Origin of the sequence: Rhizobium sp. 2YAF20 (assembly GCF_052114685.1) — a bacterium.
In the GTDB taxonomy this organism is placed as follows: Bacteria; Pseudomonadota; Alphaproteobacteria; order Rhizobiales; family Rhizobiaceae; genus Rhizobium.
In genome coordinates, this window is sequence record NZ_JBFRFF010000007.1 from 171,449 (window position 1) to 186,493 (window position 15,045).

At 54.5% G+C, this 15,045-nt stretch carries 12 protein-coding genes and 1 pseudogene; 7 read left to right on the forward strand and 6 right to left on the reverse strand.

Annotated features, from left to right (window positions below):
- Positions 1-3 precede the first annotated feature (3 nt).
- From AB4Z52_RS12590 to AB4Z52_RS12610, 5 genes are all read right to left on the reverse strand, one after another.
- On the reverse strand, positions 4-996 hold the full coding sequence (locus tag AB4Z52_RS12590) for a hypothetical protein (protein WP_442218253.1): 993 nt from the start codon (positions 994-996) through the stop codon (positions 4-6).
- Positions 993-2,915: a CRTAC1 family protein gene (locus AB4Z52_RS12595; RefSeq protein ID WP_442218254.1), complete on the reverse strand. Its 1,923-nt coding sequence runs from the start codon at positions 2,913-2,915 to the stop codon at positions 993-995. The genes AB4Z52_RS12590 and AB4Z52_RS12595 overlap by 4 nt, the downstream gene beginning before the upstream one ends.
- A complete protein-coding gene (locus AB4Z52_RS12600; protein WP_442218255.1) occupies positions 2,912-3,991 on the reverse strand; it encodes a DUF1702 family protein in 1,080 nt (359 codons plus the stop codon). Before AB4Z52_RS12600 ends, AB4Z52_RS12595 begins: the two co-directional genes overlap by 4 nt.
- A 389-nt stretch (positions 3,992-4,380) precedes the next feature.
- On the reverse strand, positions 4,381-5,196 hold the full coding sequence (locus AB4Z52_RS12605) for an AfsR/SARP family transcriptional regulator (protein WP_442218256.1): 816 nt from the start codon (positions 5,194-5,196) through the stop codon (positions 4,381-4,383).
- A gap of 136 nt (positions 5,197-5,332) precedes the next feature.
- The gene (locus AB4Z52_RS12610; protein WP_442218257.1) at positions 5,333-6,022 is read right to left on the reverse strand and encodes a DUF6008 family protein; all 690 of its coding nucleotides are present in this window, start codon (positions 6,020-6,022) and stop codon (positions 5,333-5,335) included.
- A gap of 629 nt (positions 6,023-6,651) precedes the next feature.
- Between AB4Z52_RS12610 and AB4Z52_RS12615 the strand changes: the two are divergent.
- Both AB4Z52_RS12615 and AB4Z52_RS12620 read left to right on the forward strand, forming a co-directional pair.
- Positions 6,652-6,786 (forward strand): annotated as a pseudogene (locus tag AB4Z52_RS12615) (transposase); the annotation flags it as partial.
- Positions 6,787-6,962: 176 nt separating this feature from the next.
- The gene (locus AB4Z52_RS12620) at positions 6,963-8,918 is read left to right on the forward strand and encodes a CHAT domain-containing protein (RefSeq protein ID WP_442218258.1); all 1,956 of its coding nucleotides are present in this window, start codon (positions 6,963-6,965) and stop codon (positions 8,916-8,918) included.
- Positions 8,919-9,118: 200 nt separating this feature from the next.
- Here the strand turns inward: AB4Z52_RS12620 and AB4Z52_RS12625 are convergent, their stop codons facing one another.
- Positions 9,119-11,359, reverse strand: coding sequence for a GmrSD restriction endonuclease domain-containing protein (locus tag AB4Z52_RS12625; RefSeq protein ID WP_442218259.1), 2,241 nt, complete (start codon positions 11,357-11,359; stop codon positions 9,119-9,121).
- A 506-nt stretch (positions 11,360-11,865) separates the two neighbouring features.
- Here AB4Z52_RS12625 and AB4Z52_RS12630 point away from each other — a divergent pair.
- From AB4Z52_RS12630 to AB4Z52_RS12650, 5 genes are all read left to right on the forward strand, one after another.
- Positions 11,866-12,435 (forward strand): hypothetical protein, encoded by a 570-nt coding sequence (locus AB4Z52_RS12630; protein WP_442218260.1) that lies wholly within the window; start codon positions 11,866-11,868, stop codon positions 12,433-12,435.
- Positions 12,436-12,438: 3 nt separating this feature from the next.
- A complete protein-coding gene (locus AB4Z52_RS12635) occupies positions 12,439-12,786 on the forward strand; it encodes a hypothetical protein (protein ID WP_442218261.1) in 348 nt (115 codons plus the stop codon).
- 614 nt (positions 12,787-13,400) lie between these two features.
- Positions 13,401-13,964, forward strand: a complete 564-nt coding sequence (locus AB4Z52_RS12640) for a hypothetical protein (protein ID WP_442218262.1) — start codon at positions 13,401-13,403, stop codon at positions 13,962-13,964.
- A complete protein-coding gene (locus AB4Z52_RS12645) occupies positions 13,961-14,779 on the forward strand; it encodes an ATP-binding protein (protein ID WP_442218263.1) in 819 nt (272 codons plus the stop codon). Before AB4Z52_RS12640 ends, AB4Z52_RS12645 begins: the two co-directional genes overlap by 4 nt.
- 68 nt (positions 14,780-14,847) lie before the next feature.
- Positions 14,848-15,042 carry a type II toxin-antitoxin system Phd/YefM family antitoxin gene (locus AB4Z52_RS12650; RefSeq protein WP_442218264.1) on the forward strand — a complete coding sequence of 65 codons (195 nt, stop codon included), beginning with the start codon at positions 14,848-14,850 and terminating at the stop codon, positions 15,040-15,042.
- Positions 15,043-15,045: the final 3 nt, after the last annotated feature.

The window sequence follows — 15,045 nt, forward strand, 5'->3', positions numbered from 1 at the left end:
CCTTCAGACCTGATTGCGTGCGGAAGAGATTCGAACCGCTTGGGATTGCACAGCCTTTGTTTGCCGAACACGAGTCTTTCGTTCCTTCGCAAATAAAGTGACGCCGCGTAGGGCGGTGACGATAGTAAGCGCATAGAAGAGGCCAAAGACGATATGAAGCTCCATTAGAGCCGCGTAGGCCAATGCGACTGCGACTGCAAAGCACGCCTGCGCCGACGGCTTGCCGGGCGTCGTCCCAGGATCGGTGATCATGTAAAATGTGAACAGAATAAACGCGAAGCCTGTCATTGGAAGCAGGGCTGCGGCAACCGGGGTGGCGTTGACGATCGATCGGATGATCGCCTGCGTCGCGAATGCCACAACCCAAGCTCCGATGAGTGGCATTCGTCCCGTTAGCTTGGTATTAAGCAGACTGCCCGTCGTAATGACCAGCGAAGGCAGCAGCCAATCCCAAATGCCCGTAATGTTCTCGGAAAACATATAAGGTGGAGCTATGCCAACGGAGGGAAACAGCAGGAGAGCTATCGTGATGCCGAAGTTCGAAGGGTTTAGGAAATGTCGATTGAAGGAAACTCCGCCCGCAGCTTTGATGCTGATTCGAAATAGCCACTTGGACGCGATCGCCATCGAAGCCGCAAACGCAATGATCCAGAGTTGTTCGGCCGCGAAAAGGAGCATTCCGACTGCAAGACCACTGATATGCGCTGAGAGAAAAAACGCAATGGTCTGCCCTGGTGTGCCGCGGTAGCGTGCCTTGCGGCCTTCGCTCGCGGCAGCGGCGGTTTCGGCGAGGAATTCGGTCGAGTAAGCGGCCAACAGTGCAACGAACGGAGTGATCCATGACTGTTCGAAACCAAGGTAGAGGTGGCCTAGAATATTTAGCGAGGTGATAGCAACTGCAAAGCGAGAGAGTCCGGCATTCCGCTTATCAGCGTACCATCGCTCTCCCAAAGACCTTTGTTGAATAGGCTCGCTTGCCGGATTGACAATATTCATTGATTGCCCCCCCAGGGGTTGGTCGCTGCCGCACTCTCACGCTGATCAAGAATAAGCTGATGTGTCCCCGGCTTTAATTGGTATTGTCGTTGTTGCCGGCGGCCGGCCGCGCGCCAACTGATTTCCACCGCAATATTCTGGTCAGTTGGCAACTGCCCAAGCCCAAAATGGATTTCAGAAGAACGGTGCCCCGAATGACCATTGCTGACGTCGGAAAATCCGACGAGGACCCGCCCGTCCGGTAACGTTAGACGCGCGACAGCTCCAATGGCGGCGCGGGTCGTTCCGTTAGAGTTGGTAAGTCGGGTGTTAAGCGAGAGATACTTGTTTTCTGTTCGTGATACGTTCAGGTAGAAGCTGGAGTTTTCCCACTGGCGGGCAACGGCAAAATCGAGCTTTCCATCTCCATCGACATCTGCGATGGAGATGCCGCGGCTTATCGCCGGTGTTGCTAGACCAATCAAAACAGAGATATCTTGGTAAACTCCGTTTGCATCACGAGCAAAAAAGGCCATATGCCGGTTCCCCGATAGACTGTCTCCGCTTGCGAAGCGGGGCCAGGAACTCGGATATTTCAAAAGCTCGTCGTTGCCCATGGCGAGCTCTTGCAACTCCGGCCACCGATCGGTGTTGCCCTTTACAAAGCCTGTTGCTTGAAGTGCCTCCAACTGACCATCATTGTCGAAGTCGGCGAGTTTGCAGTCCCAACTCCAACTACTTCTCGCCAGACCTAGTCGACCACTTGCATTGACAAATGGCGCATGACCGGAGTCCCAACCTGATTTATCTTGCAGGAAGAGCAGATGGCTCTCGAATAAAGCGTGCTCCTCAGCGATATTGCTGACATAGATGTCTAGAAGGCCGTCGCCGTTTACATCGGCGAAATCGACGCCCATTCCTTTGAAGCTATCACGCCCCAAGACAGCGGAACGCAAGTCGGCAACACCCCTGCGGCCCTCGACAAGTTCGAATTTCGGAATACCGGGCAAGGAAACGTTCAACAGGAGGCGATCTGGACCGAAGTCATTTGCGAAGTAGATTTCCGGAAGATTGTCGCCTGTTAAGTCGCCCGCTGCGATTGCTAGGGTCCAACCCTCTGCCGGAACGGCAGTATTGAGTTCCGGTGACCGGTCTTCAAATTCAAATTTTCCGGAGCGCGCACCGGTATTGAGAAACAAACGATTGCGTCCACCATTTTCGGCACGCGACATTGAATGTTGCATTTGGACGGGCCTTGATCCTGACGTGTCCAGCACACCGGAGCTGTCAGGAAAGTAGTTTCCGAACACCAAATCGCCGAATCCGTCCCCGTCGACATCCGCAAAGACTGCCGCATTGGTAAACCAAACTTCTTTGTTCGCGGTTATTTCGGTGACGGTGAAACCACTTGCGTCCATGGCGCCGACGCGAAGAAAGACGATGGGAGTTCGTCCCCAATAGTAGACGACGACGTCCATGCGCCCATCTGCATCGACGTCGGCAAGTATGCATCCCATCGGTGCTATCGATTTAGCGTCGTAGCCTACTGTTGGAGTCACTAGGACGAACGGTGCGTAGTTCGATTTATTTTGGAGACGGATCGTACCCGGCACCGGCATAATAGACACGGTATCATTGCGTGGATCGACGAGACAGGCGTCATTGGGGAGCCCATCACCGTCAAGATCACCCAAAGTCACCGATGCGCCAACGGACGAGATCCACGCTGCAATGTGTTCAAAGGCTGGATGGACGGCGCGGATCGAACGAAATCCGTCAATGCTTGCTGGGGGTAGCGCGCTTTCGACATACGCAAATGGCGACGCGATCTTTTCCAATTCTTGTTCAGATGGAGAACCCGCACGCGCAATCAGAAACAATGTCAATGCGCATAGGCTTGCAGTCAGCCCCCCAGCAATACGACCGGCACCGGACTTCATTTTCTTCCCTCCGTGTGGCGAAAAATCAATTCCGCCGAAACAGTATTGCGCCAGCGTTCGAATGAGCGCTGACCATCTTCAACGGTGAAACCAGTGGCAGGTGCGGGAGGCATTCTCGCGCGAACCATTGCGACAATATCGATCGGTTCTTGGCAAGTTAGGGCGTTGGCCATATCCTCATTTTCCGGATGCAAGGTCCCAGCTCGATCATGAGCTTCTAACGCAAATGCGGCGCCTTGCATGATGTTACCTAGATAGTCACCCCCCTTGGTAATGACGTCCCTAAATCGCGGAGGTGACGCGCCCGCCGCGTAAGTCATGGCTAGACCCAAGCCAGCAAACAAATCCCCTCGATGTTGCTGCGGCAACGTATTGATTAGATCTGCGGCAACGTTGAAATCTCCGCCCGATGTGAACCACAGAGCTCTTCCCGCACCCTGGTGCCAAGCGCACAGTCCATGGAGGCCGCCAAGATTGACGATGGAATTCTTTTTGCCCTGCTCAAGCGCTCGCCGGGGGAAAAAATAGACGTCGTGGAACCCCCACCCATCAAAGGCGAGGGATCTTAGAAAAGGGTCAAGTTGGCGCAGACTGGCGCGGCGGCGCCACGGAATTCTGGCGAGCGCCCAACCTATTCCCACGGTCGAAAGGTAAGGATTGTACTCTGAGCAGTTCGCGAGAAACTCGCCCGATCTATTGCTCGACCCGCTGAGTATTGCCCAAGGCATGCTGTCAGCAATGGCGCAGCCCATCGCTGCACCTTCGATGACGAAGCCGCGGAATCGCCGCTCGAAATCGGAGATCATTTCCATCAACTCAGAAATGTTTGATGTTTGAAGCGCCGTGTTATAGCCCTTGAGGAAAAGGCGCCCTATGTTCTCAAGTCTCTGCTGGACCTGTGCATTTGAGGAGGTAAATCGGCGGACCGTGAATGACGCTTGTGTAGCGTCAATTCCAGCCACCTTGCGATTAAGATATCCAGCGAGATTCTTGGCAAGTCGCCCCGAAATAGTGTTTTCCAATTGTTCGCCAACAATCGGATTCGGACTAATTTGATTCTGATCGGAACGCGTCATCGAAAAAACCCTTTAAACCACGAGCCCAATCGTCCAAACTGGATGAAGGCAGCTGAAGAATTGCGCGCTTGGTGATCAGCCCTGCCAGGGACAGCTTCCAGCGCGTTTATGATCTTTTGAAAAGCGTGCTCAGGACTGCTGACAGGCGTAACCATGTCATCGTCGTGAAGGCGTTTGACCGTGCCCCGCCAATGTCCGGCGTCGGAGTCGCTCCGCTCATACCAGAACCGTAAAAGGAACGACTCGTTATGCCGACTGTCGGGTGATTTCACGCCTGCGACTCCCATTCCACCCCAGTTTAGGACCGGGTGAACTTGAAATCCTTGCGGACGAGTCTGACGATTCTCTTGATTGGATTTCGCGTCGCTAACGATGCAATCACGGCGCTGTTAAACCGGCACCGAACATGTCCCGAAATGTCGACAAATTCTGCTCTCAATGTCGGAGTAAAGGCAGCCGGAAGCTATTTCCTGTTGCAGCTGGCTGGTATCGGGCATTGGCGCAATGTCAAGCTCGCTCTTAAGAAGAGATCTAAGTCGTTGATAGGAGAGAAGCGCATCAGCGGGGCACCCTGTCAAAACAAGGAGAAGCATGACGTCGCGTTGGACGCTTTCTCGCAAAGGGTCTGTCACCAAAATCTGTCGGCCAAAGGCGAGGGCCCGCTCGAAATCACTTTTCCGAGCGAAAGCTCGCATCAATTCGAGGTTGCCCAAGATGTACAGATTGTGGAGTCGTTCTCTTTCCTGCAAGACCCAGTCACCATCGTCCCCCTCGAGGAAAGGGCCGGTGTAGCAATCAAGCGCGCTACATAGCTCTTCCTCTTCTGAAAAGCCGGTCAAATTGCTTTTGATTAAGGAAAGCATTCTCGGATTGACACATTCCAATTTTCTTGTGTCGACCTCAAAAAAGGGAGCTCTCTCCAACCGGACGTCATTGCCGTATGTGGCCAGACACGCACCTCCGTCCGGCTGAACCTGATCCAGCATCTTCCGGATTCGCCAGATTGCCGTATTAAACGCAGATCTCGCTCGATCTGGGTCAAGGTCACCCCAAAAGAGATCAATCAATCGTTCTCGTCGATGACTACGGCCGCTGTATTGAAATAGATAGCATGCAAGTAAGCGACCCGCTTGCCCCAGCTCAGTTCGCAGAACTTTCCCAGAGACCGAAAACGACGTTGATCCGAATAGATTAATATCAAGCATCGGCCATCCCCATGCGACTTCGATGAATGCATGCGAGCGTGTATTGGTCGCCAACAATACAACCGAAACTTAATAAAAAATCAACCAATCACGATGAAATCACGGAGAAATCGCCCCAGATTCTTTCCGCAAGAGATTAAGATGCCAGTACTCCGATCTCCGCCTCAGCGGAATTCCTTTCGCGGTACGCTCGATAGATTTGCAAAACAGCAAGCATCGCGAATGGCATAGGCAGAGCATTCATAAAGAAATGCCAGGATACTCTAAAGCCCACCGCAAATTCTGGCCATCCCAACGCGAAGCTCCCGCCGAAGAGGGTGCTCATTCCAATCGGCTTTCCGATGAAATATGCCGATGCGGTAAGCATAATGTGTTCGTAGAGGTGAAAAGTTTCAAACGCGATTGCCCACGCGTTCGGTCTTGTTGGGAAAAAGCACCAAAGCGATATCAGTCCGCTAAGGAAAATCAGATTGCCGCAAAGATGCATGATTTCCATGCCAACGACCATTCTGCGAGACCTATCCTCATCCGGAAGAAAATAACTCCCCAGTACCTCCGTAATTTTCGTGGCCCAAGGAGACATCCATGGTGTGCCGCGTCCACATATCTGAGACGAATCGCCCAAGAGCCAAACGCCGAACTGCGTTGCGTGTTCTGCGAAATGTCCGATTTGAAATAGGAAAGCAAGGAAAGCAACGGAAAGGAAAATGGTGACCCAAACAATGGCCGTGTCGGGTTTAAGGATACGGTATGGCAAAGAGAGGGCTGAGTGTCGCTGTTCCGTTGCATGCGTCTGAAGATAAAAGACGTTCCGGTCGCTCAACATATACGGCTCCTATCCTATGTGTTACTTGGTCAGCATGCGCGGTGGCGCTAGGTGTTTAATCACGGAGCAATCACAGGACGCTCGTCGCCGCCGGTGGTTACTAAGAATTTTCCGAGGAGGCCCTGCCCCGATTTCGACGTGTTCTTCGTTGCCAGAAAGTTTGGTTTGAAACCGAAAAGTACTTCCTTGGCTCAGTTCGTGAAAGACGAACCATTCAACCGAGTTTTATCAGTGCTTCGCCCGAGCGCGCGCTCCGTCAGTCTCGCCGAGCGTCGTGAGGCCCAAAAATGGGAGTTGGGAGAATGGTCGCAAAAAGATTGGCCGACAGTTGGCTCGCCGATGTAATGAAAAAATCGACCTTCAGCCACCTTCAACCACCTTCAACCTGGACCATCGCGCGCATGCGCATCGTTTATCCGAAGTCCCGGATCGCAGAGTATGGTTCAAATTGATACGGTCGCCGCAGCGGGAACATGCAATGCAGCGGCTGCGCTGGCGACCTTCAATCGAAAGCTCCAAAGGGTTGAGATTGCAGCTACCTTCGATGCGTTTGAATTGCACGGCCGAAGCTCTACCCTGGGTGATTTCCGGATTTTGGATCGTGTCCAGAGGAGTGGTGTAGCTCGCATCTCGTCACGGCCTGTCTTGAGCGTGGCGCATCGGTATCGAGACTTGCGCTCGAACATGGGGTCAATGCGAACCTACTTTGGAAGTGGATCAGGAAGCGCACTCAGGTCCATCCTCTCCCGCCGCCGAAGCGGAGTATTCCGCGCGCGGACAAGGACACACCGGCATGCCCGCATCGCCGAATCTGCCGGCATCCGACGCCGGTGTTGATCCCATCCACTGGCATTTAACCTTGAGACGACTAGAAAGGAAAGATTAGGTTCCGTGTGGCAAGATGCCGGCCTCTAACATCGCTTGGGCCGGGGGTTATCAAATGGAGACTATCGATGCGGACGACATCCCTCTTGGAGCAATTGTCGACCAGCTTTTGAGCCCTAATGGCCTGCATCGCTTGATTGGAGACCGCACGATTGCCTGCTTTGCAATCGTGCGGTCCGCGATCGCGCCAGCATTTTTCGAAGAGCTCATACGCAATGTCGAGACGATCGATGCAACCATGCGCCAGCATGTGGCCTTTATCGTCTTTCACGGCAAGGAATCGTCAATATTGCGCAGACACCCCCACTGTTCGGCATACTTCGAACATCATATTGACGGCCTCTCGATGTCGCAAGGTTTTATCAAAATCGAAGAGCGCCAAGACGAGCTTCAATTCAACGACGAACTCACAGACGCGGTTAGACTTGGAGCGAGCCGGAAAACCAATTCAATCATCGCGAAGGCGACCGAAGTGGCGGTGAGCCATCTTGCAACAAGGTTCGGCATCTTAGAAGCATCAATGCCTTGTTTGGTGTTTGTCAATGGCACTGACCTTGAACATCCTGTCGTCATTCCCCTGGCGCGCCGGGAAACGATGAAATCGTTGTATAGCGACGCTCTGGGTCCAATCAGCGATGAATTCCGTTTGGTCGAGCGCCATTGGCGGCTGAAGTGGGAGATAAAGTGGCACATTTGCGGACAAAGGCAGGCGGCCGAAGCAATTGAGACCAACGCCCGAATAGCAGCCCCTCTACTGGCGAAAGCTGAGGCTCTGGACCGGGCTCGCGAAGAGTTTGACGACCCCGAGACCGAAAATGGAGCAAAGGTCCGCTACCTGAACGACGAGATAGCCGCGTTAAAAACGTTCTGCTCGGAATATCAAGGCGCCGAAAATCTCGATACACGTGTGGCCGTCTTGGCGACCTCTGAGGGCGCCGCGAGCATGCTCACTCTCCAACAACAGCTCAGAGCCGCTGAAGTTGAAAAGAAAGCCGCATTTCGCGCAGATATGACAGAAGATGAGCGTCGATTCTATAAGGCGGCGGCAAGCCATGTGAATCGGTTGCGTGGAGAACTCGGCGCCGCGACACGGAAACCCTACGATGCCGCAAACGCCAGACTTCGCGACCTTGAATCCGAAATCCGTCTTTTCGATCGCTCAAAGGCCGATATCGAAAGCGCGATCAGGGCGGTCAGAAAAAATCTGGACGAGCTCGCCAAGTCCAGAACCCAAGTCGAAGCGACCATTGCCAAAGCAGAGAGCTTCAAACTCAGCGAAAAAAGGTTGGAACTTGAACAATCGGAGAAAACTCTCCTTTCGAGAGGATACAGTCCGGGTTACCTGCAGTGGGACACGCCGCCGAAAATTGATGTCGTGCGGCTATTATTGGAACGGGGCGAAATCGGATCCGACCGCAATCGCCAGCGACATGGGAAAAAAAGCCCAATGCTGAAAATTCTGTTTCTCGCCGCCAATCCTGCTTCAACCGGAAGCTATCTCGACCTGGAAGAAGAGCTGCGGGCTGTTGAGCTGGAGCTTCGCGCCGTTAAGTTCCGAGACAACATCTCTCTCGTTTCGAAGCATGCGGTACGGGCGGATGATCTCGTTCGATATTTAAGGGAAGAAAAGCCCGATGTGCTGCATTTCAGCGGACACGGGTCGCCGGGTGGCATCATCGTCAGAGATGACACGGGAGCGTACCGATCGATTTCTGGTACATCGCTGGCGACTTTGCTAAGGGATCGAGGCGTGAAGCTTGTCGTCCTCAATTCTTGCTATTCTGACGCTCAAGCGGGAATGATCGATACGAGTGTCCCGGCTGTTGTGGGGACCACCGACGCGGTAGACGATGAAGCAGCCCGCCGCTTTAGTGTAGCCTTTTACCGGACGCTCGGAAATGGCCATGCATTGGCCGACGCTTTTCGCGATGGTCGCGATGCGGTTGAACTTCACGCTTTAACGGACGTATTCCAGATCCGCGGCGACGGCAGTGTAGTCTATATGTCATGAAGCCTGATGGCGCGGAGGCTTGCAAATTTCGGCTTCATAGCAATACGCGGCATCCACCGTATGTCGGAAGTTGCCGGAAATCATTTCCGCTCAAAGCAGACAAAGTCACGAGTGCAGCCAATCGCCGATCACGTCGACGAGGCGTTTCGGACTATTATCTTGCAGAACTCGAATATGTTGAAATTCTGCAGCCATAGCGATCACGAAACGCTGGTGCCCAACACCTGATTAAACCAAATGATTGCCGCTTCGCCTTCCTTCTTGACCACCTCGCTTACCGCGCGGCTGTGTCGAATGCCGTTCCGGAGTTCGGCGAGCTGATCGAACTTCGCGATCAAAGTCTCTTTGTTCAAGAATTTCTGCTCAAACCTATGCCAAGAGGCCTTGCTAGTGATCGTTTCCTGCAGTTCGCGTAGATCGAAATACTGAAGCTTGGCTGACAGGCTTTGATAGTTTTCGGCGTCAAGCGCGGCATTCTTTTTCACAGCGCGGACAATCCGATCATCAATCTTCTGCGCTACATGGGACGGAACGGCCGCATTGTCGCCATTCAGGGTTTTGTCGATACACTTCCGGATGTTAAGTTCAACACGCTCGGTTGCAATATCGAGATCGCGGAGTTGAGGCGACAGATCGAGCCGCTCTTTAATCAACAGGTTCTCGATAGCATCTTGGATCGTACGTTGACGTTCAGCAATAAATGCCTCGAAGTCGTCCGACCCGAACGGATTGCGCAGCAGAATGTCGAAAGCAATCGGCGAGATGAAATGCGATTCTAGAATTGCACGAACCGCGCCCTCGCCAGTCGCCTTAATGAGTTCCGGGAGATACTCATTTGGTAGGCGTGCACGAATCACGTGACGATTCGTGTTCTGCGACAGTGGAGTGCGGTTCAGGATGGAGCCGTGAATGCCGTTCTCAAGGTGCTTTTTTCCCCAGGCGTCCGGGACGATGTGGTGATCATCGAGATCCCCGTACTGGGGAACATCACCCGTCATCCAATCGCGCGCGCCCTGTAACACGAGCAAATTGAATACGCCGTTGTAGACGGACGTTCCGCGCTTGATCTCCTTCCGCAGCTCGAGGCTACGAAACCGACGCGCAAACTCAGCAATCAGAGGCGGTTCGGCGGCATCGTCATCAAACCAAGCTTTCACATCAAGAAAATCGCGAGCGCTCGTGGACTCTACCGAACCGGAATAACGGTTGGTAAAGACTGAGCTCCAGTACCAGTGGCGCAGCTTTCTCCGGGCATCGAGTTGGTGAGTCGGAGGCAACTTCTTGGCCTGTGCGCGCAAGGACGCGAAAACCGGGAGAATGGAGACATAGGGCAGAAACGCCGAACTGACTACGCCGTATTCCTGCGGGTGCCGGAGCACTTTAAGGGCGCTTTCGAGCGCTTCGACGGCCGCCTTCCAGCGCAGTTCGAAATCCGCGATATCAGGCACGAGTATCTCTTTACGCAGAGTGCCGTCTGAGTCACGGACAGACTTCTGCTGGCCAGGTAGCATGAAATAGAGATACTTCGGTGAGCAATAGCTTTGCCTAAGGATGCTCATCACCTGAAGAATATAGACGTTCATCTTTTCTGCCTCAAACCCATCTAGGCGCGCCTTGGCGTCACGCCACATCATTTTGAGTTGCAGTCCCTTTGGCTTGAGAAGGGCGTTCACGAGATCGAAAACGTCCAGACGAACACCGCGGCTGTTGATCTGGGTGAAGATGTCACAGACTTTGTCTACATCCAGATCCTTATCAAGCTCATTATAGGAAATCTGATATTGGCCGGTAATTCCTTGAAGGTGCTCCCCGAAACCCTTCGCATTCTCCAAATGAATCTGAGCAGCCTTGGCGGCCTCGTCGTTACCTGTGCTCTCGGCTTCAGATTTCTTTGCTTTCCAGTAAGCCTCGTAACCCTGAAGCCAATTTGGAAGCTCCCATCCTGTGGCGCCTATGACCGCAAGCGGAAAAAAGTGAGTCTCGAACTGGACGGATTTGTCCGCCAGCACCTTGGACCATCGGCGGGTCACGCGATCATATCCAAAGGCTTCATCGTGTTCGTCAGCCATAAACTTATCGACATGGACGAAGTAGAAGAAGCGGCTGGTGCGGTTTTGTAGCGGCTTATCGGGCGACAGAAATGCGTAGTAGATTGCCGTCAACCTCTGCTGGCCGTCCAGCACGATGTATTCTGGCTTTCCGTTGCCCTCATACCCGTAAATCGGTTCGCAAGAGAGCGAGGCGAAATTTTCGGTTTTGCCTTTCCACAAGAGCAGACTGCCAATGTAGTAGTCCAGAAAAATCGACCTCATCAGGTCGCGGATATCCCACGGTTTCCATTCGAATTCACGTTGGAAGTCGGGGATCACATAACGGCCATCCCGAAGGTAGTTGATGAGCGTGTTTAGACTTACGTGATCGGGCTTTTGCGCGTCCTTCATGTATCCCCTCGCCCCGATCAGCAGTGCATCATTTTGGTCTTTCGAATTCGGAGATTCGATTCGCTGTCGGCTGTGGTTGGCAGCATAGTCAACCCTTAACGCCAGGTCATCATGCGCGCTTGAAACAAGCTCTCGTTGGAACGAGATACAGACCCCACCGGGATTTCCGAGTTTCCGAAGGCCCGAAAGACGAACACAGTGACACACCCACCAGGTCGCGAGCCTGGACCTGATGGCACAGACCTGTAACTTTTGGCCAGTATCGGCCTGTAGTCAAAATCGATCAGTTCGCGATTTTCGAAAGCGGCCCGATTGTTCTTGATACGGCCACTGTGGGCGAGCGGGATCACCCACAATGATGCCGAACGCTCGTCAGGTCTTTCGACAGTCGATACTCCGGCTTCGTCTGCAACACGTCACAATACGCTGCACTCCTCGCAGGATCTTGACGCTCAGTCCCGGCTGAGCTATATTGCTCACATCAGATACGTGAGGAATATGATTCAATGAAGATTGACCTGCTCAAAATTGGTGGCAGCCCGGTCTTGGCCGGCGCCTTGAATGGCAGGACGATGCTCGGACGCCTGTTGGAGGCGACCGCGACGGAGGGGACCGCTCCAGAGCCAGTCTTCCTGGATTTTTCGGGTATCGAGGTCGCAACGGCGAGTTTCCTCCGCGAAAGCGTACTGGCGTTCCGTGATATCGTCCGCGGACGCCGTTCTCACTATTACCCTGTCGTGGCCAATCCCGGCGAACTCCTGCAGGACGAACTCATCGAAGTCCTGAAGCCGCGCGGCGGAGTTTTGATGACTTGCACGCTCGCGGATGACGGCACTGTCACTGATCCAACTCCGCTCGGCGAACTGGATCCGAAGCAGCGCATGACATTTGATTTGGTGCTGCAACGCGGCGAGACAGATGCCGGTGCCCTGATGCGTGATTACGGCGAGAGTGAAGGCGTCAAACATACCACCGCATGGAACAACAGGCTCGCGTCTCTAGCCGCTCTCGGCCTGGTCATTGAACAGAGTCAGGGCCGGGCCAAGCGCTATCGCCCACTATTTGAAGGAGCGTGAGAGGTGGGAGCGGACTTCATCGAGAAAGCGACGCCGAGCTTTAAGAAAAGTTGGGATCGCGCGCGTGTCGTTCTCGGAACGGCAGATCTGTTTACTCGCTCGCCGGATTGCGCACCGCGTAGCGCCGAGGCGGACATTATCGGTGATGCTCGACTCAAGATAGGCGACCAACTTATTGTCGAAGCACAAGACGGCTCTCTGATCGCGCGGCGGGGAAATTGCGATGTCGCCCGCTTTACCAATCCGCCTCTGGGACTTCTTCAAGCGGTCAACGCTTCCTGCGGGATCGCCAAGGGCACGGTTGAGCAGGTCCACTTGTTCGCCGGGGTTGCGGAGATTTCGTTATGCTGACGCCCACTCGATCCGATGCCGAACCTAAGCCGACTGGTAGGGCTCAGACTGCCGGGAAACCAGATCGTAATCTGCGCCGCGAACGCCGTCTCTGGCATGAACCGGAAAGGGCAACCAGCTCGCTTGGTCGCGTGGTATGCTCCGAAAGACAAATCTGCGGCGGATTGCGGCTTAAGGCCACTTTCTTCGATTGCCTCCAATTTTGCTGCGGCAAACCAGACGGCTGCGACCGCGTCTGTCGGAACCACCCTGACTATCCGGACCGGGTGCGGGAGGTAACCACGTTCGATCTCGGTACGGTGCCTCACGCGCCTCTCCTTGTCGCACCGGCTCTGCCACACGTTATACCGGTGATCTACCATCGGACTGCCCGCAATGCCCCTCCCGTTTCAGAAACAGTTGCCCTGCCACTCTATTCGTTGTTCGACCGGCGCTCTGGCTTGCCCCGATATGCCTCACATGACGCGCTCTGCGAGGCTTTTGGCATCAGACCAGGTTGCACCATCGTACTCACCGGCACTGACCGCGACCCTCCGTTGGAACGTTGGTGGGAGCTTGGGGAGGAGCGACGGCGTACGATCATCCGAGCGATGAAAACGGTCGGAATTGGGCTGGTGACGACTCCGAACTACAGCCTGTTCATTGATCGCCCGCGCTGGGATGATCTCCATGCGATGAAGCGGATTGCCATCATCCATGAAGAGTTTCTGCGCGAGGGCCTGCCCGCCGCGTTGCATGTCAATGGGCGATCTGAATCTGATTTCTGGCGGTGGGCGACCTATCTCCGTGCCCGCCCGGAGATTACACATGTCGCCTATGAATTCACGACCGGCACCGGTTGGGCCGGGCGCCAGGAACAACATGCGCAGTGGTTGACCGAACTGGCGGCCACTGTCGGGTACCCGCTTCATTTGGTCGTGCGGGGTGGGCTCGACGCGCTTCCAATTCTGGTCCGCGCCTTCGCCGGTATGACCGTGCTCGATACGTCGATCTTTATGAAGACGATGAAACGGCAACGTGCCTATGCGAAGACCAATGCAGCGCTCGGATGGATGAACTCACCGACCGAGCGCGGCGCGCCCATCGACGAGCTGTTTGCCGACAATTGCCAGTTTGTAGAAGCATGGATCGGCGACATCCTCGCATCTTCGACTGAAGGCGCACGGATGCCGGGATGATCGAAACCGCCTCTCCCGCCCTTGACTTCGCCGCTCTTGATGATCTCGCCTTCGCCGCCGCGCGTGGGCGTCTTAACGGCCGGCCACTTCCGATCATGATCGCGAGGGAGATCGGCCCGATTCTCGAGCTTGCCCAGCTTAGCGACGGAGGGTTGCTACCTGCCCCTAGCGTTTCACCGTTCCTGTCATTGAACGGGCTCAGTCCAATGGTGCAAGCGCTCTGTACCGGCAACACGCAGTGGATTTGTCCACAGTCACGGATGATTGGTTTCCTGCGTAGCGCAACTTCCTTCCCGCAGGACGAGACGATCTGGACTGCTTTCGGTCTAGCAACGCAGCAGGCGGCAACTGCAGCAGGCTTTCCACGAAAGATTGCAGCACAGCTTACCGCTGCGCTCGGCGAACTCCATAGCAATGTCTACGAGCACTCGAAGGCATCAGATACCGGCGTCGTCGCATTTCATGCGCAACCCGGTCGATTTGAATTAGTGGTCAGCGATCGTGGCATTGGGGTTTTAGAAAGCCTTCGTGGTAGTCCCGACTATGCGGACCTCAGCGATCACGGCGAAGCATTGCGCCTAACCTTGACCGATGGCGTTTCGCGCTTTGGCATAAATTCCGGCAGGGGCCTTGGTTTTCGCCCGCTTTTTATCGGGCTTGCCAATCTCAATGGAGCCCTACGTTTCCGGTCGGGCGACCACGCCTTAGTGATCGACGGACGCGGACCATCGCTGGTGACGGCTCGAACGGCACAGAAGCCGGCAATTCGGGGCTTCCTTGTGTCGGTGAGTTGCCTGACCCACGGCATCACCTAAATTGCTAGCGCCCCCTTACCTAGCCGCCGAATTGTAGCTAAAATAGCTCCTTTAAAGCGGAGCGACACATGCAGCACGTCTCGGCACGCGAAGCTAAGAATCAATTTGGTCGTTTGATCGATGACGCTCGGGCAGCTCCCGTTGCGATCGACAAGCATGGTCGCCCTGTCGTGGTTGTGCTGGCGGTGGAGGAATACGAACGCCTAACCAGAACGAATCGAGAGAGCACAAGAATCAGCTCCCCCAAGAAGCAAGAGAAATGAAAT

Coding starts and splice junctions, on each gene's coding strand:
- AB4Z52_RS12590 (WP_442218253.1), bottom strand. CDS start 996: ATGAATATTGTCAATCCGGCAAGCGAGCCTATTCAACAAAGGTCTTTG.
- AB4Z52_RS12595 (WP_442218254.1), bottom strand. CDS start 2,915: ATGAAGTCCGGTGCCGGTCGTATTGCTGGGGGGCTGACTGCAAGCCTA.
- AB4Z52_RS12600 (WP_442218255.1), bottom strand. CDS start 3,991: ATGACGCGTTCCGATCAGAATCAAATTAGTCCGAATCCGATTGTTGGC.
- AB4Z52_RS12605 (WP_442218256.1), bottom strand. CDS start 5,196: ATGCTTGATATTAATCTATTCGGATCAACGTCGTTTTCGGTCTCTGGG.
- AB4Z52_RS12610 (WP_442218257.1), bottom strand. CDS start 6,022: ATGTTGAGCGACCGGAACGTCTTTTATCTTCAGACGCATGCAACGGAA.
- AB4Z52_RS12620 (WP_442218258.1), top strand. CDS start 6,963: ATGGAGACTATCGATGCGGACGACATCCCTCTTGGAGCAATTGTCGAC.
- AB4Z52_RS12625 (WP_442218259.1), bottom strand. CDS start 11,359: ATGAAGGACGCGCAAAAGCCCGATCACGTAAGTCTAAACACGCTCATC.
- AB4Z52_RS12630 (WP_442218260.1), top strand. CDS start 11,866: ATGAAGATTGACCTGCTCAAAATTGGTGGCAGCCCGGTCTTGGCCGGC.
- AB4Z52_RS12645 (WP_442218263.1), top strand. CDS start 13,961: ATGATCGAAACCGCCTCTCCCGCCCTTGACTTCGCCGCTCTTGATGAT.
- AB4Z52_RS12650 (WP_442218264.1), top strand. CDS start 14,848: ATGCAGCACGTCTCGGCACGCGAAGCTAAGAATCAATTTGGTCGTTTG.